The sequence below is a fragment of the Agarivorans sp. Toyoura001 genome (genome assembly GCF_005405585.1).
In the GTDB taxonomy this organism is placed as follows: Bacteria; Pseudomonadota; Gammaproteobacteria; order Enterobacterales; family Celerinatantimonadaceae; genus Agarivorans.
Map to the genome: position 1 here is coordinate 40,050 of NZ_BJEQ01000009.1, position 22,028 is coordinate 62,077.

At 44.9% G+C, this 22,028-nt stretch carries 28 protein-coding genes; 12 read left to right on the plus strand and 16 right to left on the minus strand.

All coding sequences use genetic code 11. The features are described from left to right. Nucleotides 1–6: 6 nt before the first annotated feature. Nucleotides 7–510: a ribosome biogenesis factor YjgA gene (gene yjgA, locus FFR00_RS11955; protein ID WP_137673639.1), complete on the minus strand. Its 504-nt coding sequence runs from the start codon at nucleotides 508–510 to the stop codon at nucleotides 7–9. 104 nt (nucleotides 511–614) lie between these two features. On the opposite strand from yjgA, the gene pmbA reads away from it, so the two are divergent. Next, complete coding sequence (gene pmbA / locus FFR00_RS11960; protein WP_137673640.1) at nucleotides 615–1,952, plus strand: metalloprotease PmbA; 1,338 nt, start codon at nucleotides 615–617, stop codon at nucleotides 1,950–1,952. A gap of 82 nt (nucleotides 1,953–2,034) precedes the next feature. Here pmbA and mgtE read toward each other — a convergent pair whose 3' ends face one another. The 12 genes from mgtE to FFR00_RS12020 form a co-directional block, all read right to left on the minus strand. Beyond that, nucleotides 2,035–3,396 carry a magnesium transporter gene (mgtE, locus tag FFR00_RS11965; protein ID WP_137673641.1) on the minus strand — a complete coding sequence of 454 codons (1,362 nt, stop codon included), beginning with the start codon at nucleotides 3,394–3,396 and terminating at the stop codon, nucleotides 2,035–2,037. 65 nt (nucleotides 3,397–3,461) lie between these two features. Then, nucleotides 3,462–3,731: an HPr family phosphocarrier protein gene (locus FFR00_RS11970; protein WP_137673642.1), complete on the minus strand. Its 270-nt coding sequence runs from the start codon at nucleotides 3,729–3,731 to the stop codon at nucleotides 3,462–3,464. Then, on the minus strand, nucleotides 3,718–4,575 hold the full coding sequence (gene rapZ / locus FFR00_RS11975) for an RNase adapter RapZ (RefSeq protein ID WP_137673643.1): 858 nt from the start codon (nucleotides 4,573–4,575) through the stop codon (nucleotides 3,718–3,720). The genes FFR00_RS11970 and rapZ overlap by 14 nt, the downstream gene beginning before the upstream one ends. Before the next feature lie 26 nt (nucleotides 4,576–4,601). Continuing rightward, on the minus strand, nucleotides 4,602–5,045 hold the full coding sequence (gene ptsN / locus FFR00_RS11980; protein WP_137673644.1) for a PTS IIA-like nitrogen regulatory protein PtsN: 444 nt from the start codon (nucleotides 5,043–5,045) through the stop codon (nucleotides 4,602–4,604). An 8-nt stretch (nucleotides 5,046–5,053) separates the two neighbouring features. Further along, nucleotides 5,054–5,341 carry a ribosome hibernation promoting factor gene (hpf, locus tag FFR00_RS11985; RefSeq protein ID WP_137673645.1) on the minus strand — a complete coding sequence of 96 codons (288 nt, stop codon included), beginning with the start codon at nucleotides 5,339–5,341 and terminating at the stop codon, nucleotides 5,054–5,056. Between the two features lie 23 nt (nucleotides 5,342–5,364). Next, on the minus strand, nucleotides 5,365–6,867 hold the full coding sequence (locus FFR00_RS11990; RefSeq protein WP_137673646.1) for an RNA polymerase factor sigma-54: 1,503 nt from the start codon (nucleotides 6,865–6,867) through the stop codon (nucleotides 5,365–5,367). A gap of 50 nt (nucleotides 6,868–6,917) precedes the next feature. Next, nucleotides 6,918–7,643, minus strand: a complete 726-nt coding sequence (gene lptB, locus FFR00_RS11995) for an LPS export ABC transporter ATP-binding protein (RefSeq protein WP_137673647.1) — start codon at nucleotides 7,641–7,643, stop codon at nucleotides 6,918–6,920. A 2-nt stretch (nucleotides 7,644–7,645) separates the two neighbouring features. Then, entirely contained in the window at nucleotides 7,646–8,185 is a 540-nt protein-coding gene (gene lptA / locus FFR00_RS12000) for a lipopolysaccharide transport periplasmic protein LptA (RefSeq protein WP_235836218.1), read from the minus strand. Then, nucleotides 8,148–8,705, minus strand: a complete 558-nt coding sequence (gene lptC, locus FFR00_RS12005) for an LPS export ABC transporter periplasmic protein LptC (RefSeq protein ID WP_137673648.1) — start codon at nucleotides 8,703–8,705, stop codon at nucleotides 8,148–8,150. Before lptC ends, lptA begins: the two co-directional genes overlap by 38 nt. Further along, complete coding sequence (gene kdsC, locus FFR00_RS12010; protein WP_137673649.1) at nucleotides 8,702–9,253, minus strand: 3-deoxy-manno-octulosonate-8-phosphatase KdsC; 552 nt, start codon at nucleotides 9,251–9,253, stop codon at nucleotides 8,702–8,704. Before kdsC ends, lptC begins: the two co-directional genes overlap by 4 nt. Continuing rightward, complete coding sequence (locus FFR00_RS12015) at nucleotides 9,253–10,218, minus strand: KpsF/GutQ family sugar-phosphate isomerase (RefSeq protein WP_137673650.1); 966 nt, start codon at nucleotides 10,216–10,218, stop codon at nucleotides 9,253–9,255. The genes kdsC and FFR00_RS12015 overlap by 1 nt, the downstream gene beginning before the upstream one ends. Before the next feature lie 40 nt (nucleotides 10,219–10,258). Next, complete coding sequence (locus FFR00_RS12020) at nucleotides 10,259–11,227, minus strand: calcium/sodium antiporter (protein ID WP_137673651.1); 969 nt, start codon at nucleotides 11,225–11,227, stop codon at nucleotides 10,259–10,261. Between the two features lie 147 nt (nucleotides 11,228–11,374). On the opposite strand from FFR00_RS12020, the gene FFR00_RS12025 reads away from it, so the two are divergent. From FFR00_RS12025 to murA, 7 genes are read left to right on the plus strand one after another with little or no spacing between them, the layout of a single operon-like run. Continuing rightward, complete coding sequence (locus tag FFR00_RS12025; RefSeq protein WP_137673652.1) at nucleotides 11,375–12,175, plus strand: ATP-binding cassette domain-containing protein; 801 nt, start codon at nucleotides 11,375–11,377, stop codon at nucleotides 12,173–12,175. Beyond that, nucleotides 12,172–12,948, plus strand: coding sequence for a lipid asymmetry maintenance ABC transporter permease subunit MlaE (gene mlaE, locus FFR00_RS12030; RefSeq protein ID WP_137673653.1), 777 nt, complete (start codon nucleotides 12,172–12,174; stop codon nucleotides 12,946–12,948). Before FFR00_RS12025 ends, mlaE begins: the two co-directional genes overlap by 4 nt. A 14-nt stretch (nucleotides 12,949–12,962) precedes the next feature. Continuing rightward, nucleotides 12,963–13,430 (plus strand): outer membrane lipid asymmetry maintenance protein MlaD, encoded by a 468-nt coding sequence (mlaD, locus tag FFR00_RS12035; RefSeq protein ID WP_137673654.1) that lies wholly within the window; start codon nucleotides 12,963–12,965, stop codon nucleotides 13,428–13,430. Nucleotides 13,431–13,432: 2 nt separating this feature from the next. Further along, on the plus strand, nucleotides 13,433–14,071 hold the full coding sequence (locus tag FFR00_RS12040) for a phospholipid-binding protein MlaC (protein ID WP_137673655.1): 639 nt from the start codon (nucleotides 13,433–13,435) through the stop codon (nucleotides 14,069–14,071). Then, nucleotides 14,071–14,349 (plus strand): lipid asymmetry maintenance protein MlaB, encoded by a 279-nt coding sequence (locus FFR00_RS12045; protein ID WP_137673656.1) that lies wholly within the window; start codon nucleotides 14,071–14,073, stop codon nucleotides 14,347–14,349. The genes FFR00_RS12040 and FFR00_RS12045 overlap by 1 nt, the downstream gene beginning before the upstream one ends. Before the next feature lie 22 nt (nucleotides 14,350–14,371). Beyond that, entirely contained in the window at nucleotides 14,372–14,626 is a 255-nt protein-coding gene (locus tag FFR00_RS12050) for a BolA family protein (protein ID WP_137673657.1), read from the plus strand. A gap of 15 nt (nucleotides 14,627–14,641) precedes the next feature. Next, complete coding sequence (gene murA / locus FFR00_RS12055) at nucleotides 14,642–15,907, plus strand: UDP-N-acetylglucosamine 1-carboxyvinyltransferase (protein ID WP_137673658.1); 1,266 nt, start codon at nucleotides 14,642–14,644, stop codon at nucleotides 15,905–15,907. Here the strand turns inward: murA and degS are convergent. The 3 genes from degS to FFR00_RS12070 form a co-directional block, all read right to left on the minus strand. Next, entirely contained in the window at nucleotides 15,891–17,036 is a 1,146-nt protein-coding gene (gene degS, locus FFR00_RS12060) for an outer membrane-stress sensor serine endopeptidase DegS (RefSeq protein WP_306766886.1), read from the minus strand. The genes murA and degS overlap by 17 nt on opposite strands. 46 nt (nucleotides 17,037–17,082) lie before the next feature. Then, nucleotides 17,083–18,450, minus strand: a complete 1,368-nt coding sequence (locus tag FFR00_RS12065) for a DegQ family serine endoprotease (protein ID WP_137673660.1) — start codon at nucleotides 18,448–18,450, stop codon at nucleotides 17,083–17,085. A gap of 80 nt (nucleotides 18,451–18,530) precedes the next feature. Continuing rightward, a complete protein-coding gene (locus FFR00_RS12070) occupies nucleotides 18,531–18,938 on the minus strand; it encodes a YhcB family protein (protein WP_137673661.1) in 408 nt (135 codons plus the stop codon). A 107-nt stretch (nucleotides 18,939–19,045) separates the two neighbouring features. On the opposite strand from FFR00_RS12070, the gene zapE reads away from it, so the two are divergent. The 4 genes from zapE (at nucleotide 19,046) to petA (ending at nucleotide 22,028) form a co-directional block, all read left to right on the plus strand. Beyond that, the gene (gene zapE / locus FFR00_RS12075; protein ID WP_137673662.1) at nucleotides 19,046–20,164 is read left to right on the plus strand and encodes a cell division protein ZapE; all 1,119 of its coding nucleotides are present in this window, start codon (nucleotides 19,046–19,048) and stop codon (nucleotides 20,162–20,164) included. A gap of 192 nt (nucleotides 20,165–20,356) precedes the next feature. Beyond that, on the plus strand, nucleotides 20,357–20,785 hold the full coding sequence (rplM, locus tag FFR00_RS12080; protein ID WP_137673663.1) for a 50S ribosomal protein L13: 429 nt from the start codon (nucleotides 20,357–20,359) through the stop codon (nucleotides 20,783–20,785). Nucleotides 20,786–20,802: 17 nt separating this feature from the next. Then, a complete protein-coding gene (gene rpsI, locus FFR00_RS12085; RefSeq protein ID WP_040306930.1) occupies nucleotides 20,803–21,195 on the plus strand; it encodes a 30S ribosomal protein S9 in 393 nt (130 codons plus the stop codon). Between the two features lie 242 nt (nucleotides 21,196–21,437). Beyond that, entirely contained in the window at nucleotides 21,438–22,028 is a 591-nt protein-coding gene (gene petA / locus FFR00_RS12090) for a ubiquinol-cytochrome c reductase iron-sulfur subunit (RefSeq protein ID WP_137673664.1), read from the plus strand.

Consider the following 22,028-nt stretch of genomic DNA (forward strand, 5'->3'; position numbering starts at 1 on the left):
CCTTTTTTAATGGTGTTCTTTTAGGTATTTAGCCAGTTCTTGATGGGCTTTGTCTGGTTTTTCTTGCTCTAATTCTTTTTTAGCTTGGCGGACTAATTGGCGAAGCTTTTGGCGCTCAAAGTTAGGGTTCTCAGCTACTAAGTTATTAATCGCTGAATCGCCTTCGGCAATTAAGAGGTCACGTTGTTTATCTAACGCAAGTTGCGCTTGAGCCTGATAAATATGTTTATTACGGATCTTGTCTAAGCCAGCATTAATTTGCTCTTCATTTTCAGTGCGCATCACTTTGCCAATGTAGTTCATATGGCGGCGTGAGGCTTCGCGTTTGTCTTTCAAACGTTTAGCTAGGGCAATGGCTTCGCGTAAGGTTGGACTCATCTCAATAGTGGCTAGCTGCGGATTGGTTAACCCAACCAAGTCGGCACCTAGTTTTTTCAGCCGGTCTGCTTCTCGCTTGATTTCGGACTTACTGATCCAATCGTCATCATCAATGGGCTGTTCTTTCTTCATTTTTAACTCTCATGGTACTTTTTTTCATATCTTACCAGTTCTTGCATATGGTCGCTCGATGAGTTTTGTTATGCTAGGGAAATGCATGGAGATGAAGAATAACAATGAGCCCTGAAAAACAAGTTAGCCAAGAGTTAAGCCAATTAAAACAGGCTGTAGAGTTTGCCATTCAAGAAGCCAAACAACTAGGAGCCGACGAATCGGAAGTGTCGATTTCTAAGCAAACCGGAATTTGCGTGGCTACCCGTGATCAAGAAGTGGAAACGCTGGAGTTTAATCACGATGGTGCCTTGGGTATCGCGGTATATACGGCTAACTGTAAGGGCAGTGCTTCAACCTCTGATTTAAGCCCTGAAGCAATTAAGAATGCAGTGAAAGCGGCTTACGATATTTCTAAATTCACTTCGGCAGATAAAGCTGCCGGAATTGCCGACAAAGAGCTACTCGCCACTGATATTCCTGATTTAGATTTATTCCACCCACACCCACTAGAGCCTGACCGTTTTATTGAGCTTGCCAAAAAGTGTGAGGGATTAGCGTTGGCTAACCCTAAAATTAAAGCCAGTGATGGGGCGAACATTAATAGCCACTACGGGGTTAAGGTATTTGGAAATAGCCACGGCTTTGTAGGCGGTTACCCGACCAGTCGTCATAGTATTAGTTGTATGTTGATCGCTGGTGAAAAAGATATGCAACGTGATTACGCCTACAGCGTAGCGCGTGACTTCTCTGACCTCGACAGTATTGAAGAGATTGCTGCTCAAGCGACCAGTAAAACCCTAGGTCGTTTAGGCAGTCGCAAAATTTCGACTTGTGAAGTACCTGTGGTATTTGATCAAGAAGTGGCGGGTAGCTTGTTTGGCCATTTAATTGGAGCGATTAGTGGTGGTAATTTATATCGTCGTTCGTCATTTTTACTCGATAGTTTGGGAAAAAAATTGTTCCCGAGTTGGTTGTCTATTTACGAAGACCCATTTGTTAAAAAGGGCTTATCAAGTACACCTTTTGACAGCGAAGGTGTAGCACCTAAAGCTAAACACATTATTGCCGATGGAGTTTTAGAGTCTTACTTATTAACGACTTATGCGGGCCGTAAGTTGGGCATGCAAAGTACCGGGCATGCGGGCGGTATTCATAACTGGCTTGTGAAAAATAGCGGTGTAAATAGGACTGAGCTGTTAAAGCAAATGGGGACGGGCTTATTGGTAACCGAAATGATGGGGCAAGGGGTAAATACGGTAACTGGAGACTACTCTCGCGGTGCCGCTGGCTACTGGGTAGAGAATGGTGAAATTGCTTTTCCAGTACATGAAATCACTGTCGCCAGTACTTTGCCTGAAATGTTTGCGAATGTTGTCGCTATTGCTGATGACTTCGATAAAGAGAGTGCTATTCAAACGGGCTCGATATTGATTTCTTCAATGAAGATTGCAGGTAGCTAAAGTTAATTGGATTGGGCTAGAGCCACAAATAAGCTGAATTGTTTGCTCTAGCTCAGTTCTCGTCTCTGGCCTCTAGCTTTGTTTAAGCCAGTATTAAGGTGGCCATTCCTAAGAAAGAGAATAAGCCCATTACATCTGTAATGGTGGTTAAAGCCATACCGCCAGCTAATGCTGGGTCAATGTTAAATTTCTTCATTAGCAGGGGAATAGTAACGCCAGCCAGCCCGGCTAATGACATATTTATAAACATCGCCCCTGCGATGATCACACCCAGTGTCCAATCTCCTTTCCAAAAGGTTACCACTATCGCAATCACCGTGGCCCAAATCATACCGTTGAGCATGCCAATAGCCGCTTCTTTGCCGATGAGCCAGCGTGAGTTACCTTCCCCAATATGCCCCACAGCTAAGCCACGGATTACCAGGGCAAGTGTTTGATTACCGGCAATGCCTCCCATACTAGGGACAATCGTCATTAAAATTGCCAAGGTGGCTAATTGTTCCAAGGTTGACTCAAACATGTTACTGATAGAGGCTGCGATTAACGCTGCACACAAGTTTATTGCTAGCCAAAAGGTTCTACGTTGAGTACTTTTTATTACCGGCGCAAAGGTATCTTCGTCATCATCCATGCCTGCCATGCCCATCATACTGTGCTCGGCATTTTCACGAATAATATCAACCACATCATCAATGGTCACTCGGCCCAATAAGTGACCTTCTTCATCGACAACAGGGGCTGAAATCCAGTCGTGGCGCTCAAATAATGCCGCTACATCATCTTCATCCATCGCTACCGGAATGGTCTCTGCCTTACTGTCCATCACGTCGCGAACGTCAACATTGGGGTTAACGGTAAGCAGGGTGGATAAAGGGATATCACCGAGTAGTGAATCATCCTCGTCCACTACATACAAGGCGTCTGTGGCCTCGGGCAGTTCACCGCGCACCCGTAAGTAACGTAATACCACATCAATAGTGACGTCGGCACGAATGGTGATGGTGTCAGTGTTCATGATACTGCCGGCAGTATCTTCAGGATAGGCTAAGGCGGCTTCTACACGATGACGGTCTTGCCCGTCCATCTGTTCTAATACTTCTTGATACACACTATCAGGCAGGCTACGCAGCACATAAGCGATATCGTCGGTGTCCATGCCTTCGGTGGCTGCGGCAAGCGTCTCAGGCGCCATTAATTGCAGCACGCCTTCCATTACGTCTTCGTTAAGCTCTTCGAGAATTTCGCCGTGTTGTTCAGGATCGGTGAGTTGCCATAACACTTTCCGCCCCGCTGGTGGGCTAGATTCTAGCAGTAAGGCTACGTCACAGGCCGGCATTTGATGAAGCATGCGCCTAACATGCACAAACATACCGCTGTCTAGGGCTTGGTTAAGCTCCTGCAAACGTTTGTGCTGATTAGGGTTTAACTCCATCTCTTCCGGCATAAGCATTCCCTATTATTGTTTAAGCAGCGCTTGCTAAGTGTAGCGTGTGTTTATTGCGCTTTGGTTTATTCTTCGTCGAAATTTGCTTCTATTAACGCTTGAACAGCATCTAAAGCCGCAGTGGCATCGTCCCCTTCGGAAATAATGGTTAAGGTATTACCTTGAGCGCTGGCTAACACCAACAAGCCCATTACACTGGCAGCGGAGGCAGTTTTCTCGCCATCGATAATGGTTAGTTCAGCATCAAATTTTTGGGCCAGCTCTACCAGTTTTGTCGCTGGGCGAGCATGCAGCCCCAGCTTGTTTTTAACGATAACTTGCCTAGTGAGTTTCAAGACGGTGTTCCAAAGTGCGATGGCGACGTTGTACTTTACGCTGAGCACTAAAGTGTTCAGCTAGTTTTTCTGCTACGTAAACACTACGGTGTTGGCCACCAGTGCAACCAATGGCAATGGTTAGATAAGCGCGATTATTGGCTTCCAAATGCGGTAACCAAGATTGTAGTAAATCACGAATTTGCTTAATGTATTGATTGACCAAAGCTTGTGCTGATAAATACTCTTGAACGGGTTTATCTAGGCCAGTCAGTGGTCGTAACTCTTCTTGCCAATGGGGGTTCGGCAGAAATCTAGCATCAAACATATAGTCAGCATCGTTAGGTACGCCGTTTTTAAAGCCAAACGATTCAAACACTAAAATTAACTGTTGTTGCTGATCGCCAGTTACTCTAGAGCGAATTAAGCCACTTAGCTCATGCACTGATAAGCGTGAAGTATCGATGCGTAAATCAGCATTTCGAGATAACGGTGCCAGCAGCTCGGTTTCCGATTCAATCGCTTCCGCCAGAGACAAATTAGTTTGACTCAGCGGGTGAACTCGCCGCGTTTCGCTGTAACGGCGGATCAGTGCTTCGTCTTTAGCATCTAAAAAAATGCTTAATAGATTCACATCAGGGCCGGCGTTGCGAATAATTTGGCCTATCGGCGAAGGTTCGTCTGGGAGGTTTCGAATATCGATACTTATTGCTACTTTAGAGTAAGTATTTTTTAAGTTATCGATAAGAGATTGCCATAACACAACCGGGAGGTTGTCTACGCAATAGTAGCCCAGATCTTCTAGTACTCTTAAGGCGACGGTTTTTCCTGAACCAGAACGCCCACTCACGATAATGAGTTCCATGACTATCCCTAACGGTGATTAGAGTATTAGGCTACCATGATGTCGTATAATTCGTCATCACTTTGTGCACAACGAAGTTGTTTACATACTTGCTTATCGTTAAGTTTTTCAGCTACTTGAGATAAGGTGTTGAGGTGTTGTTTACACTGATCTTCTGGTACCAGTAAGGCAAAAACCAAATCAACAGGTTTATTGTCAATGGCATCAAAAGCAATTGGGGGATCACAACGTAAAAAAACAGCGGTTGTTTGATGCTGTTTATCAATGCGGCCATGAGGTATTGCCACGCCTTGCCCGATACCGGTGCTGCCCATTTTTTCTCTATTCAACAAACTCTCAAATATACATTGAGCTGTCGTATCCAGTTGACCAGCGGCTAGTTCACTAATGATTTCTAAGGCGCGTTTTTTTGAAGAGCATTGGACTGCACTTTGAGTGCAATCCAAGCTTAGTACTTTATCTATTTGCATGGAGGTGACTAATGTTTGTTAAGTTTTTCTTTATGTTTGATAACTTGGCGGTCAAGTTTGTCGATAAGACCATCAATGGCCGCATACATATCTGAATGTTCAGCGGTAGCGAATAATTCACCGCCATTTAAATGTAAGGTGGCTTCTGCGATTTGATTGAGCTTCTCGACGTTGAGGATGACATGAACATTGTTTATCTGGTCAAATCGTCGAGTGAGCTTGGCAAACTTGTTATGGACATATTCTTTTAAAGACTCAGTTATATCAACGTGGTGTCCGGTAAGATTAATTTGCATAAATATAGTCCCCTTGATTGGCCTTAAAGTAGGCTCTTACGTTGGTTAGAAGGTGGTATCGCTAAAGACTCACGATATTTTGCAATCGTACGTCTTGCCACCTTGATCCCCTGATCTGCCAAAATATCAGCAATCTTACTATCGCTGAGAGGTTTACTGGTATTTTCGGCAGCAACCAGTTTCTTAATTAATGCACGAATAGCGGTAGATGAACATTCACCGCCGCCATCGGTAGCCACATGGCTAGAGAAAAAATACTTAAGTTCGAAAATGCCGCGAGGTGTGTGCATGAATTTTTGAGTTGTCACTCGAGAAATCGTTGATTCGTGCATTTCTACTGCTTCGGCCACATCGTTCAGCACCATTGGTTTCATTGCTTCTTCACCGTATTCGAAGAAGGCTTGTTGATGGTGAACGATACAGTTAGAGACTTTGAGTAAGGTTTCATTGCGGCTTTCAATACTCTTAATAAACCACTTAGCTTCTTGTAAGTGGCTACGGATAAACTGAGTATCGGTGGCATTAGACGTTTTACTTAAGGATGCATAGTGAGAGTTTACTCTTAGCTTCGGCATCGCATCGGGGTTTAGCTCTACCACCCAACGACCTTGGCGCTTCACTACGGAAACATCGGGAATAACGTATTGGGCTTGGTTTGGCTCAACAGCGTTACCCGGGCGTGGTTCTAAGGTGTGAATCAAACGCATCACTTCGCGCAGCTGGTCTTCTTTTAATTTGGTCTTTCGAGCCAATAAGCGAAAATCTCGATTGGCTAATACATCGATATGGTTAGACACCACATCTTTGGCTTCATTTAGCCATGGTGTTTCTGGGGAAAAACGGCTTAATTGAATTAACAAACATTCTTGTAGTGAGCGCGCGGCAATGCCTACGGGGTCGAAATGCTGAATCCGTTTTAGTACTGCTTCAATTTCGTCAAGCTCTACATCTAAGTCGTTATTGTCACTAGAATTTAGGCCATCTAATAACTGTTCACAATCTTGTGTGAGGTAACCTGATTCATCTACTGCATCAATAATGGCTAAAGCAATGGCTTGGTCTACTTCGCTGAAAGGAGTAAGGCGCATTTGCCACAGCATGTGATCTTGTAAGGAATCAACAGTTTCGCCTTGGAATAACATATCATTGTCGTCACCACCGCCACTGCCGCTCGATGAGCTAGCTGGCGCGGAACTGGCGCTATAAATATCGTCCCAAGTGGAGTCTACGGGTAGGTCATCAGAAACAGTTTCTTGGTTAATGGCATCGCCAGCTTCCATTTGGCTACTGTCTACGTCGGCGCTAGATTCGGCTTCTGTAGATTTTTCATTGGCTGACTTAGCCTCTGTTGCGTCACTATCATTCGAATGTGACTCATCCGCCTCAAGCAGAGGGTTACTTTCCAGAGCCTCTTGAATTTCTTGCTGTAAATCCAGGGTTGAAAGCTGGAGTAAGCGTATGGCCTGTTGTAACTGGGGGGTCATGGTTAACTGCTGACCAAGACGCAACTGCAAAGATGCTTTCATTAACTACCGCTATCCCTTCTTTTTATATTATTTTCTAAGCTGCACTTTAACTATAGCTTGAATTGTTCACCGAGATAAACTCGTTTCACGTGCTCGTTTTCAAGTATTTCTTGTGGCTTACCTGAGGCTATCAATTCACCCTGACTAACGATATAGGCATGCTCACAAACATCGAGAGTTTCCCTTACATTGTGGTCGGTAATTAATACACCTAGACCGCGATCACGCAGGTGTTCAATGATTTTTTTAATATCAATAACGGAAATAGGATCTACCCCAGCGAAGGGTTCGTCAAGCAAAATAAACTTAGGGGCTGCGGCTAAGGCGCGGGCAATTTCTACCCGGCGACGCTCTCCGCCTGATAGGCTCATACCGAGATTTTTGCGAATATGCCCAATGTGAAACTCTTCTAGCAAATCGTCCAATGCGCCAATTTGCTGCTCTTTGTCCAAATCCTTACGGGTTTCTAATACCGCCAGAATATTTTTTTCTACCGATAAGCGGCGAAAGATAGAGGCTTCTTGCGGAAGATAACCAATGCCTTTTCGTGCTCGAGTATGCATAGCAGTGCTAGACAGATCATCGTCATCGATAAGTATTCGGCCATGATCTCGTGGCACTAGGCCAACCACCATGTAGAAGGTAGTGGTTTTACCGGCGCCGTTTGGCCCTAGTAAACCAACAATTTTCCCGGTTTCTACATTTAAACTGACGTTCTTTACTACCTTGCGACCTTTGTAGCTTTTGGCAAGGTTCTCAGCGATTAAGGTACTCATGATTACTCATTGTCCTCGGGGGAGAGTTCTTCTAATTGCTGAGGCAGGAAGATAGTAGTCACTCGATTATTTTCATCGCCTTGAGCAACCATCTCTTGTTTGTTAATGCTGTATTTAATCATTTGGCCTTTTACTAAGCTCTCTTCTTGCTTGAGCTGAGCATTGTTGGTTAACGTGAGGGTCTGCGTTTTTAAATCGTAACGCACCTCGTTGGCCTCTGCTTCAATCGGCTTGCCGCTGTCTAGTAGTTGGTAAAAAGTTGCTGGTTCGCCTTTGGCGATCATCACTTCGCTGCCTTTTTCTTCACTACCTATTACGCTGAGTTCTTCGGCGTGCATTTTTATTGAACCTTGAGTCACCACTACATTATTGTAGAAAGTGACGCGGTTTTCTTTGATGTTGACCTGCTGGCGGTCGGCATCAACAATAATTTGTTTGTTGAAGTCGTCTTCAAGTGCTTGAGAACCCCAAGAAAGGATAAACAAGCTAGCCGCTAGCGCTAACTTACTCTTGTGGGTTGTGGTAAACCGCTTCGATATCATCTAATAAAGTCACTATTTCGTTAGCTAGATCACCGTCCATGCCAACACCATACAATTCGTACGATGGGCCATACACGGTAACAGGTTGATCGCTGCTCATGGTTTCGCTTTGCAGATCGATTTCCAAACTTTCGGTAATTATGTCGCGAACGTACTCGCCACGACTTAAGTTTTTAATCACTACATTGTCATTTAAGGTGACAGTTTGTTGCTGCTGTACTGTAGCGTGATCAGCCACAATTTGCCATACAGGTTGACGAGGATCTGGGTAAACCAAAATCTTTGGTTGAGTAAATTCAGTGTGCTTAAGTTGTTCAAAAAACTCCATTTGTTCGGCATAGATACGGTAACGAGGGCTGCCATTTTCGCCAAAGCTGACGCTATAGAGTTTCTCTGCAACGAAGTTGGGCTTGCTGGCTTCGCGTTGAGCGCTTTGTTGTTTAGGATCTGAGGGGCTTAATTGCCACAACACCAAGGCAAGAACGAACAGGCTAGCAAAAAACAGCGTAACGCGATTCATACACTCATACCTTGAGCATGTTCTAGCTGATCTTTGGCTTGCAGTATCAGATCACAAAGTTCGCGTACCGCACCAAAACCACCTGGGGTAATGGTAACCAAGTTAGCATCTTGTTTGCACAGCGGGTGAGCGTCATGTACCGCAACACCTAAGCCACAAGCCCGCATTACCGGAGTATCAACGACATCATCGCCAATGTATGCCACTTCGTCAGCTGACAGGTTGAGTTGTTCGAGCATTTGTTGGTAGGCCACCATCTTGTTTTGTTGGCCTTGGTAAATGCGGCTTACACCTAACGCCTGCATGCGTTTTTCTACAATATTAGATTGGCGGCCGGTAATAATGGCCACTTCTACACCTATGTTTAACAAGGATTTAATGCCAAAGCCATCGTGAGTATGAAAGGCTTTTAGTTCTTCACCATCATTGCCAAGGTAAATCCGGCCATCGGAAAACACTCCATCAACATCGCAAATAAGCAACTTGATGTTTTTAGCACGGGTAAAGTTTTGCGAGCTTACCGAGCCATAAGGCGTGTTAATCGTCATTAATATACTCCAGCCTGCAGCAGGGTATGCATGTTAAAGGCACCCACTACGGTCTGTTGGTTCAATACAAACAAGCCGTTAATTGATTTGGCTTTCATCAACTTTAAGGCGTCAAAGGCTAACCAAGAGTCTTCAATGACTTTGGGTTTTTGAGTCATTACTTGGCCAATTGGTGTGTCATGTATATCGATACGTTGATCAAGTATTCGACGTAAGTCGCCGTCGGTAAAAATACCCACCAGTTGTTGCTTAGCATCGACAATTCCCACCATACCTAAACCTTTGGCAGTAATTTCGAACAATGCTTCACGAATAGTTTGTTCGACTGTTACTAGAGGGATTTGTTCCCCGCTTAGCATTAAGTCACTCACACTTAACAATAATTTTTTACCTAAAGTGCCGCCAGGATGAGATAGCGCAAAATCATCGGCAGTAAACCCACGGGCTTCTAATAGTGCTACCGCCAACGCGTCGCCCATTACCAAGGTTGCTGTAGAGCTTGCGGTAGGTGCTAACCCTAATGGGCACGCTTCACGAGGCACTGAGATACATAAATGGTAGTTGGCAAGCTTGGCCATAGACGAGTTGGGGTTGCTGGTCATCGCAATAGAACGAACACTAATTCGGTTAAATACAGGGTAGAGCGAGAGTATCTCTTCTGATTCACCAGAATTAGACAAGGCTAATACAATGTCCTCGGCAGCAATCATGCCTAAATCACCGTGGCAGGCTTCGCCAGGGTGAACAAAAAATGCGGGAGTGCCGGTAGAGGCTAAAGTAGCGGCAATTTTATTGGCAATGTGGCCTGATTTACCCATACCAGTAAGAATCACCTTACCTTTACAGGCTAAAAGCATTTCGCAGGCGGCGGCAAATTCTTGATCAATATATTGATGGAGATTTTCAATAGCTAAGCTTTCAATCTCAAGGACTTGCTTGGCTGAAGCGATATAATCAAACGACACTCATTTCCCCTTAGTTTCTTAAATCAGTAATAACAGGTGCTTAGGCTAGAAATAATAGCAGTTGATAGCCTATGAAGCCGCTTAACAATAAGCCGCCTTCCCAACGAGTGATTTTGCGGCTTTTACCAAAGCCCATCGCCATGATGAACAACAGTACGGTAACACCCATCATCACATAAAAATCGCGGCCAGCAGCGTTGGCGTCAATTGCCCCTGGCGCTATAAACGCCGGGACAGCCAGTACTGCTAGAATGTTAAACAGATTAGAGCCGATAATATTGCCCAGAACTAGGTCATCCTCTTTCTTGATGACACCGGCTACACAGGCTGCTAGCTCTGGCAGGCTGGTGCCAATGGCAATAATGGTGAGGCCAATCACCAAGTCGCTCATACCAAAGTAACGAGCAATCTCCGAGGCAGAACCCACTAATAAATCAGCACTGAGTGGAAGCACAACCATACCCACCGCTAGCCAAAGCAACGCTTTGCCAGTTGGTACATCGTTAGGTACTTCTGATTCAGCTTCCTCGATCATTGGGTCAACGTTGGCGCCTTTGCGCTGGCGCAATGAGTTGATAATTAAGTAGGCCATTAACGCTACAAACAGAGTGAGTAAAACAAACCCTTCTTGGTAACCTAGGTGTTTATCATGAAGCACCCAGCCGGCAACTGCAGTGGCCACTAATACCATAGGTAGCTCTCTAAACAGGGTTGAGGAGGATACTATTAGCGGTTTAAGCAAGGCGGTGATGCCTAGTACCAGAGTAATGTTGGTAATATTTGAGCCAATTACGTTGCCCACGGCGGTATTCATTTTGCCTTCTAGGGCGGCCGTGGCTGACACCATAACCTCTGGTGCAGAAGAACCTAAAGCAACAATAGTTAAGCCGATGATCATTGGTGGTAAACCAAAATTATTAGCAATGGCGGCTGCACCATAAACAAAGCGGTCGGCGCTCCACACCAACAGTGCGAGGCCCAATACCAATAATAAACATTCAACTAACATGTGAATCCTTCAGTTATAAAACATCAACGATGCAAAAAAATCGGAGCATTGTCGGCATTTTCCCTGCAAAAGGGAAGAGTTTAGCCTTGAGTGTCATCAATTATCTCAATAATATGTCTGCCTTGGCCAATCAAGATTGCTCACGGAGTGGCGGATAGTTTGATTGAAGTAAAACAACTGGCGTTTCAGCGCGCTAATAAAGTCATTTTTGATGGCTTAGACTTGCGTATCCAGCGCGGTAAAATCACAGCCATTATGGGCCCCAGCGGAATTGGCAAAACTACCTTGCTCAAGCTTATTGGTGGGCAATTACAACCCACCGCGGGTGAGGTATTGATTGATGGACAGAATGTGCATCAGCTCAAACGGAATGAATTATTTAAACTGCGTAAACGCATTGGTATGTTGTTTCAAAGTGGCGCTTTGTTTAGTGATTTAAATGTGTTTGAGAACGTTGCATTCCCGCTGCGTGAGCATACTCAGTTGCCGGAAACAGTCTTACGCAACCTGGTATTAATGAAGCTGCAAACAGTGGGCTTGCGCGGTACAGCCAAGTTGATGCCTAGCGATTTATCTGGCGGAATGGCTCGCCGAGTGGCGTTGGCCAGAGCGATAGCGCTAGAACCCGAAATAATCCTTTATGATGAACCGTTCGTGGGTCAAGACCCTATTTCAATGGGGGTATTGATTAAGTTAATTCAAGGGCTTAATCAGAGCTTGCAGCTTACCTCAGTGATTGTTTCTCATGATGTAAACGAAGTACTTAGCATTGCTGACTACGTTTTTGTGATAGACGGCCACAGTGTACTAGCCCAAGGCAGTGTTGCCGACATCGCGGCGAATTCAAACCCGCGTTTAGCGCAATTTCTAAAAGGCCAAGCCGATGGTCCAGCTGCTTTTCATTATCCCGCAGACGATTACGCTAGCGCACTGAAGGCAAGCTTATGATTGAATTTATAGCAACGTTAGGGCGTAACGCTTTAGCTCGAGTTAGCGCCATTGGCCGAGCGAGTTTGATGCTTTGGCATGCATTGGCGACTTGGCCGAGTGCTCAGCTTGTAAAAGATACGGTTAAACAAGTTTATGTGGTGGGGGTGCAATCTCTGCCAATTATTCTGGTTTCTGGCCTATTTATTGGCATGGTGTTGGCACTTCAGGGCTATCATATTTTAGTCGACTTTGGCGCTGAAACTAGCCTGGGCCCTATGGTTGCCTTATCTTTATTGCGTGAGTTAGGTCCTGTGGTTACTGCGTTGTTGTTCGCAGGGCGGGCAGGCTCAGCCTTAACCGCTGAAATTGGTTTGATGAAAACGACCGAGCAGTTATCTAGTATGGAGATGATGGCGGTAGATCCGCTTAAACGAGTGGTTGCTCCACGATTATGGGCTGGCTTTATTGCTATGCCGCTACTGACCTTAATGTTTAACTTGGTGGGTATATGGGGCGGCTTTTTGGTTGGCGTAGAGTGGCTAGGTGTCGATAACGGTGCCTTTTGGTCGATTACCGCAGCCTCTATTGAATTTGGCCAAGACATTGGCAATGGCATGATAAAAAGTGCGGTGTTTGCCATCACCGTTGTGTGGGTAGCGTTATTTAACGGTTACGACGCTTTGCCCAGTGCTCAAGGGATTAGCCAAGCTACAACTCGCAGCGTGGTTCACGCGTCGTTGTTGGTATTAGCTTTAGATTTTGTATTAACCGCATTAATGTTTGGCAGCTAGGTTTAGGGAATAACATGAAAGTAAATAAAGTAGAGTTGTCGGTAGGCGCATTTGTTTTGTTAGGCATTGTTGCCTTATTGGTGTTGGCCTTAAAAATCGCCGATAGCCAATTTGGGAATAATACTGATACGTATACCTTGTATGCCAAGTTCGACAATATTGGGGGGTTAAAAGCACGCTCACCTGTGAAAGTAGGGGGCGTTGTCGTCGGTCGTGTAGAAAAGATCAACCTAGATATAGAAGATTACATGCCAAAGGTAACATTAAGCATGTATCGCCAATACGGTTATTATCCAGAAACCAGTTCCTTATCGATTCTTACTGCTGGTTTGTTAGGTGAGCAGTACATTGGCCTAACTCCTGGTTTTGTATTAGAAGACATAGAGAACTTGAATGACGGTGACGTGATTGAAGACACCAAATCGGCCATAGTATTAGAAGAACTGATTGGTCAGTTTCTATTTTCGGTATCGGAGGAGTAAGCATGTTTATACGCAGCTTGATGTTGGTAGTGTCGCTATTGCTTAGTGCCAGTACTTGGGCCGATGAAGTAGACGACAACCCTTATCGCTTAATGGCTTATGTAGCAGAACAAACTTTTAGCCGCTTGGCTGAAGTAGACCGTGAAGCCGCTGATGCTGACCAACAAATTGAAGACATTGTGCGCGAGCAGCTGATGCCGCATATTGATTATCGCTATGCGTCGTTTGTGGTGTTGGGAAAACAAATTAAAAAAACCACAAAAGAACAAAGAAGTGAGTTTACCGCTGCGTTCAAAGAATATTTAGTGAGTACTTACAAGCAGGCTTTAGGGCAATACAAGCAGCAACAAGTAACGATTGAACCAGAGAGATCGGTTGAAGGTAAGAAAAAGGTAGGGGTAAAAGCCCAGTTTATTGATGGCGAACGCCCGCCGATTAAACTCGAGTTTAAGTTTCGTAAACTTAAGAAAAAAACCGAAGACAGCAGCGACCGCTGGTTGGCCTACGACTTAATCGCTGAAGGTGTTAGTTTGCTGTCAACGAAGCAATCAGAAATGGACAGTTTAATTCGTAGCAACGGTATAGACGGTGTCATTAAGTTGCTGCAAGACAAAAACTTTGCCGCACACGAGGCCAAGTAATGAGCGCTGAGCTTAAGCTTGAGCAGCAAACGCTTCGTTTAATTGGTGAGTGGAACGCAGATGATGTTGCCGCTCAGTGGCCCCAGTTAGCAAAGTGCCAAGCCACAGAACTCGACTTGGCCAAACTTAAGCGGATTGACTCTGCAGGAATAGCCGCTATCATCACCGCCTTAAAACCTGAACCTAGCAATCGCTTAATTGTTAAGCATTGCCCTGATCAAGCCAAGCAGCTGTTTACTCTCTATGAGTTAGACGCCTTGCTGCAATTTGAAAACTAAAGCACATTAGCGGAGCGTTATAATGCAACCAGAACAAATTGAACAAATTTTATCGCAAGCGCTTGAGCTAGACCATGTGCAAGTAACTGGGGAAGGTAATCACTTTCAAGTTGTTGCTGTTGGTGCAATGTTTACGGAACTATCGCGCGTTAAAAAACAACAAGCGGTATACGCACCACTGAAAGAGTACATTGCGAGTAACGAAATTCACGCTTTAGGGATTAAGGCGTTCACTCCTGATGAATGGCAAAAGCAACAAAAATTTGGCCAACTGTAGTCGCTAGGAGTAGTTGTGGATAAGTTTAGAATTGAAGGTGGCTGTCGTTTAGAAGGCGAAGTGGCCATCTCTGGTGCAAAAAATGCGGCTTTGCCGATCCTTTTTGCTACCTTGTTATGTGAAGAGCAAGTGACCTTGCACAATGTCCCTCAACTAAGAGACATTGGCACAACCTGTAAAATGCTTGAGCATTTAGGCCGCGAAGTCGAAGTCAGCGGCGAGACCGTGATTGTTAAAGCTGGTAAAGCTAATGACTTTGTTGCGCCTTACGATTTAGTAAAAACGATGCGTGCATCGATTATGGCACTAGGCCCATTGGTTGCCCGCTATGGTGAAGCCGACGTATCACTACCTGGTGGCTGTGCCATTGGTGCACGTCCAGTTAATTTGCACATTCATGGTTTGGAGCTAATGCAAGCCAACATGAGTGTTGAAGACGGTTATGTAAAAGCCCGTGTAGACGGCCGCTTGAAGGGCGCCCGTATCTTCATGGATATGGTGAGCGTAACTGGCACTGAAAACCTGATGATGGCGGCGGCGTTAGCTGAAGGCGAAACCATTATTGAAAACGCTGCTCGTGAACCTGAAGTGGTAGACCTAGCCGACTTCTTAAACACCCTTGGCGCCGATATTAAAGGTGCGGGTACCGACACTATAGTAATTACTGGCGTAGACAGCCTACACAGCGGTGAATACAGTGTATTGCCAGACCGCATAGAAACCGGTACTTACCTAGTAGGGGCAGCGGTAACGGGCGGTAAAGTGCGTTGTACTCATACTGACCCTACATTGATGGAATCGGTATTGGCCAAGCTTGAAGAAGCGGGTGCAAATGTAAGCAGTGGCAGTGATTGGATTGAAGTAGACATGCAAGGGTGCGCGCTTAACGCGGTTAATGTTAAAACAGCGCCGCACCCAGCGTTTCCTACCGACATGCAAGCCCAATTCACGGTACTAAATATTGTGGCCGAAGGGACTGGTCATGTGACTGAAACGATTTTTGAAAACCGTTTTATGCATGTACCTGAGTTGATGCGTATGGGCGCAGAAATAGAGCTAGAAGGCAACACCGCTATTTGTAAGCATTCAGATCACCTAACGGGCGCCCAAGTAATGGCGACTGATTTACGTGCTTCTGCAAGCTTAGTGATTGCGGCTTTGGTGGCTGAAGGTGAAACCGTGGTCGACCGGATTTACCATATCGACCGTGGTTATCAAAATATTGAAACTAAGTTTGCTAAATTAGGCGCAAAAATTACGCGTTTTAACGACCGCTCGTAGGTCGAACTGGCAGTTTTAGTTCGGTAATAGTAACGGGGAGCTCTAGCAGTTCCCCGTTTCTGTATAAGCGAACCATGATCTCTGAACCTGGTCTCGTTTCGGCAACAATATCCATGGCCTGTTTAATCGATTCAATATCTTGGCCGGCTAAACTCACTAAAATATCGTTAGCCAAAATACCAGCTTTTCCCGCTGGCCCTTGTGGGTCTATACCACTAACAATAACTCCACGTGTTTCGTTTAATTTAAGACGTGAAGCCAGTAGTGGAGTGATTTTTTGCCCATCTAAACCTAAATAACCACGCACAATCGTGCCGTCTTTAATCAGGCTCTGCATGATTTTTTTAGCTAATACAAAAGGGATAGCGAAGCTAATACCGTAAGTATCTGCTGCATCGTTTAAGTGATAGGCTGAGGTATTAATGCCTACCAACTCACCGCGAGTATTGACTAAGGCACCGCCAGAATTACCACGGTTAATAGCTGCATCTGTTTGCAGAAAGTCTTGACGACCGGTAGAGCTCATCCCACTACGGCCCGCTGCACTAATAATACCTTGGGTAATCGTTTGGCCCACGTTATAGGGGTTACCAATAGCCAGTACTACGTCACCTACTTGGGTGACAAGTTGGTCGTTTTGCGGAATAACCGGTAAATCTGGAGAGGCGTCAATCTTCAGCACGGCTAAGTCAGTGATGATGTCTCCACCGACTAACTCAGCGTTAAATACTCGTCCGTCCTGTAAGGCAATAACAATTTGGTCTGAATTGGCAATCACGTGCAGATTGGTTAAAACAAAGCCCTGTTTCGACATGATCACGCCCGATCCCAAACCTTGAGATTCTAGCTGGCTGTCTACGTTCACATAAGATTGCAGGAAGCTGCGAGTATAAATATTTACAACGGCAGGAGCCGCTCGTCTAGAGGCTTGTGCGTAACTAACCAATGGGGTATCGGTATAGTCGTCTAATAGCTGCTTGCTGTTCTCCCGAAACTCAGGGAAGGCAAACAAAATTCCGATTGCCATCGCTAAACCAAAAATAGCAGGCTTGAGTAAATACTTGATTATAGCTAACAATTGTTCTTCTCCAGCTAGAGTCTCAGCATAGCACGCTGATTCTAGAGACAAAAGAAAAGGCGACTAATAAGTCGCCTTTGTTGTTAGCTCATTCAGTTTACTGAATGATGCGGTACAAGTTTTCGTCGCCGCGTTGAATATTTACCGCGAGTACTTTGGGTTCGGTTTCTAGTAGCTCGCGTAAGTCGGCGATGCTACTAATTCGGATTTTGTTAATGCCGATAATAATATCGCCTTCTTCAAAACCGTTAGCAAAGGCCTTTGAGTTGCGTTGAATTTTACTGACCACTACGCCAGAAATATCTGCGCCTTTAGCGGTAGAGCTCAAACTTGCGCCTTCTAGGGCTGGATGCATAACTTTAGCATTAATGTTTTGCTCTTCAGCTTGCTGCAAAGTAACTTTAAAACTAATGTCTTCGCCATCTCGAATCGCGCCGATCTTAATGGTTTTACCTGCACCCATGGTGCCTATTTTAGCGCGCAGTTCCGCAAAGCTTTTCACCTTTTTATCATCAACAGCAATAATAATATCGCCTGGCTTAATGCCTGCTTGATCTGCTGCTGAGCCTTGCATCACTTGATTTACAAATGCGCCGTGCTGCGAGTCGGTACCAAAGGCTTTGGCTAAATCGCTGTTTAGTTCGCCACCAGTAACGCCTAATACTCCGCGGCGTACCTCGCCAAATTCAATAATTTGGTCTGCGAGGTTACGTACCATGTTGCTTGGGATGGCAAATCCAATACCAATATTACCGCCATTAGGGGCGATAATGGCGGTGTTAATACCGATTAACTCACCGCGTAAGTTAATTAACGCGCCACCTGAGTTACCGCTATTAATGGCAGCATCGGTTTGAATAAAGTTCTCGAGGTTTTCGATATTTAAGCCGCTACGACCTAGTGCACTAACTATGCCTGAGGTAACCGTTTGGCCAAGACCAAATGGATTGCCAATAGCGATGGCAAAGTCACCCACTCGGAGTTCATCAGAATCAGACAGCTTTATATCAACCAGCTCGTCGGCATCAATTTTTAGTAGGGCAATATCGGTGTGGCGGTCACTGCCTAATACTTCTGCTTCAAAGGTGCGGCCATCTTTTAAGGTCACTACGATTTCGTCAGCTTCATGAATAACGTGATAGTTAGTAATCACGTAACCCTTTTTAGCATCAATCACCACGCCCGAGCCTAAACCCTGAAATGGACGCTCTTGTTCGCCAGTATCTGGGTTACCACCGGGTCCGAAGAAATACTTAAATAACTCTGGGAGTTGTTGCTGAGATACTTTAGTCCCTGCAACTGAGATATTCACCACTGCAGGGGTGGTTTGCTCCAGTACTGGGGCTAAACTAGGCAGAGGCTCTCCACCTACAGAAAACGGCAGTGCAGCCTGAGCTTGCAGTGTGGTGGCGCCAAGGAAAAGTGAAAACAGCAAAATGACAAATTTCTTTGTGGACTTGCTCATTTAAATACCCTCAATAAACAGTTGTCATGATAAAAAAGCAGGATCTTAAAGACCCTGCTTAGTTTAAAAAGTTCAATGATTTAGCTAGCTTTACGCTGCGCTTCGGTAAATAAACCTGATGGCTCGTTAGAATAGTCTTTAGGCTGTGCGTCATTCGATTCAACGCTGTCATCTACTTCTAACTTTTCTTGATAATCGGCGAATAGCTGCGGCTGGGCTACGTCATCACTAATCAATGATTTTGACTGACTTGCCATATGCTCGTAAATGCCTTGGTACTGCTTAGCCATATCTTCAAGTAGTTGGGCACTGGTAGAAAAGTGCTCCTGAACTTGCTCTTTATAGCTATCTAATTCGGCTTTGTTTTGTGCTAACTCTTGCTTCATGCTGGCGTCGTTAGTTCCGGCTGGTTTAGATGCCATACGACTAAGGAAGAAACCAATAGCGACACCAATAAGAAGAAAAATCATACTGCTAATTGCGCTCATATTATTCCTTTGTTGGTCTTGATGAACTTTCAATATACTTGAGAATGGTTTCACATGGTACTATCAATTTTGGTCTAATTTTTGCGGGTTTTGGGAATAGGGAAAGGATGACTCCACAGCGACAATATGAGCAAGATCTGCAACGTGATGATTTTGTAAAAGACAATGCACAAGCCTTTGCAGTGGCTCAGCTACAAAGAGTTTACGAACAACTCTCTGATAAACCAGCGTTAACACTAAGCCAACCTTCCTTATTCGGAAAACTAAAAGCGCGCTTTTCGAGGAGCCAAGAAGTGGTTCGCCAGCACAGTGTGCAAGGCCTTTATATGTGGGGTGGAGTAGGTAGGGGGAAAACCTATCTTATGGATACCTTTTTTAATTGCCTGCCGCAGCAGCGTAAAATGCGGGTGCATTTTCACCGCTTTATGCAGCGAGTTCATCACGAACTCAAAACCCTTGATGGGCAAAGCAATCCGCTTGAAACAGTCGCCGACCGTTTGATTACTGAAGCAGAGGTTATCTGTTTTGACGAGTTTTTTGTTTCAGACATTACCGACGCAATGCTGTTGGGAACTTTGTTTGAGGCCTTGTTTGAGCGTGGCGTTACGCTGGTGGCGACTTCAAATATTCCCCCTGAAGATCTTTACCGAAATGGCTTACAGCGTCAGCGTTTCATGCCGACCATAAAGTTAATTCAACAACATTGCCAAATACTGAATGTAGATGGCGGTAGTGATTATCGAATGCGTACCCTTAATGAGGCTGAGATTTATCATTACCCTTTAGATAAACAAGCCGAACAAAATCTAGCGCAATATTTTTTACAATTGTCTAACGAGCCTCGCCAGCAACTTGGTCAAATTGAAATAAATCAACGGATGATTAATTTTGTCAATGAAGCCGACAGTGTATTGCATATAGAGTTTGCTGAACTGTGTGAAGGCGCACGTAGTCAATTGGATTACATTGAGTTGGCAAGGCTCTACCACACGGTATTGCTATCGGGCGTGGTGGCCATGGGTGCTAAAAATGACGACGCTGCTCGCCGCTTTATTGCCCTAGTTGACGAGTTTTATGAGCGTAATGTTACGCTTATTATTGCTGCCGAGGTGGCGCTAGAGAAATTGTATAAAGGGGGACGCTTAAGTTTTGAATTTGAACGCTGTTTGTCTCGTTTACAGGAAATGCAGTCTCACGAATATCTAGAAAGAGAACACTTACCTTAAATAATCTAGATTAAAGGTGGTTTTTTTTTGTACTTCCCCTATAATCTTGCCACCCCACGTTACATGTCACCGATTTGGTGGCACTAACAGTCAAGTCTACTCCGTATTCGAAGGGATACCATGAGTGGCTATTTTCACGTTTGTGATTTTCACAAACACGTGTGTAACAGTTATTTTGGGTTATATATACAAATGAAAACTTTTGTAGCCAAGCCAGACAGCGTAAAGCGCGACTGGTACGTTGTAGATGCAGATGGTAAAACTCTGGGTCGTATCGCAACTGAAATCGCTTCTCGCCTACGCGGTAAGCATAAAGCTGAATATACTCCTCACGTAGATACTGGCGATTACATCGTCGTAATCAACGCTGAGAAAGTAGCCGTAACGGGCAACAAAGCGAAAGGTAAAATTTACCACTCGCACACTGGTTACCCTGGTGGCTTAAAATCAATTAGCTTTGAAAAGTTAATCGATAAAGCACCTGAGCGTGTTATCCAGTCTGCAGTGAAAGGTATGTTGCCAAAAGGTCCTCTAGGCCGTGCAATGTTCCGTAAACTGAAAGTATTCGCTGGACCTGAGCACACTCATGCGGCTCAGCAACCACAAGTATTAGACATTTAAGTTACGGAATTTTAATAATGGCTGAGAATCAATACTACGGCACTGGCCGTCGCAAAAGCTCTACTGCTCGCGTATTTTTAAAAGCAGGTAGTGGTAACATCACTGTAAACAACCGCACTTTGGACGTTTACTTTGGCCGTGAAACTGCTCGTATGGTAGTTCGTCAACCACTTGAACTAACTGAATTGTTAGAGAAAGTTGACTTACTCGTTACAGTTAAAGGTGGTGGCACAACTGGTCAAGCTGGTGCTATCCGTCACGGTATTACACGTGCACTAATGGAATACGACGAAAGTCTACGTCCTGAATTACGTAAAGCTGGCTTCGTTACTCGCGATGCTCGTAAAGTTGAGCGTAAGAAAGTTGGTCTACGTAAAGCACGTCGTCGTCCGCAGTTCTCTAAACGTTAATTGCTACGCACATTCGTGTTACAAAAAAGCTCGGCTATGCCGGGCTTTTCTTTATTCTAAAAGGTTAAAAACCTTGATTTCCCTTGTCAATTTGTGTGTTTTTTATTACTATTTTGTTCGCATTTACCTGCAATAATGTAGTAGCAAGTAAACGCTACCAGTAGCAGAAAAACGCTACCTTGTGCAGCATGCCGCAAGGAAAATTACAATAATTGCGCGGATCCTTACCGGAGAGACATTGGATGAGCAACGCTCCTGTCGATGCTGGCCGTCGTCGCTTCCTAACCTGGACAACAGCTGTTGTCGGTGGTGTAGGAGCTACGTTTGCCGCAGTACCTTTTATCAGTTCATGGAATCCGAGTGCCAAAGCTAAAGCAGCTGGAGCACCGGTAGAAGTGGATGTTAGCAAAATAGAACCTGGACAATTACTACGTGTAGAATGGCGTGGTAAGCCTGTTTGGGTGGTTAGCCGTCCTCAATCGGTTCTCGATAACTTGAATACCCTTGGTGACAAGTTACGTGATCCTGACTCTGAGGAGCCTCAACAGCCCGAATACACAGTCAATGTGCATCGCTCAATTAAGCCTGAGCTGTTCATTGGTGTTGGTTTGTGTACTCACCTCGGTTGTTCACCTACTTACTTACCTGGTAGCTTTGGTGAGCAAGTTCAAGGTGTTGAATACGGATTCTTCTGTCCATGTCATGGTTCGAAGTTTGATATGGCTGGACGGGTTTTCCAAAGTGTACCCGCACCACTGAATTTGGTTGTACCTCCTCATCACTACGTTGATGAAACAACCATTTTGGTCGGTTTGGACCAGGGAGAGGCATAA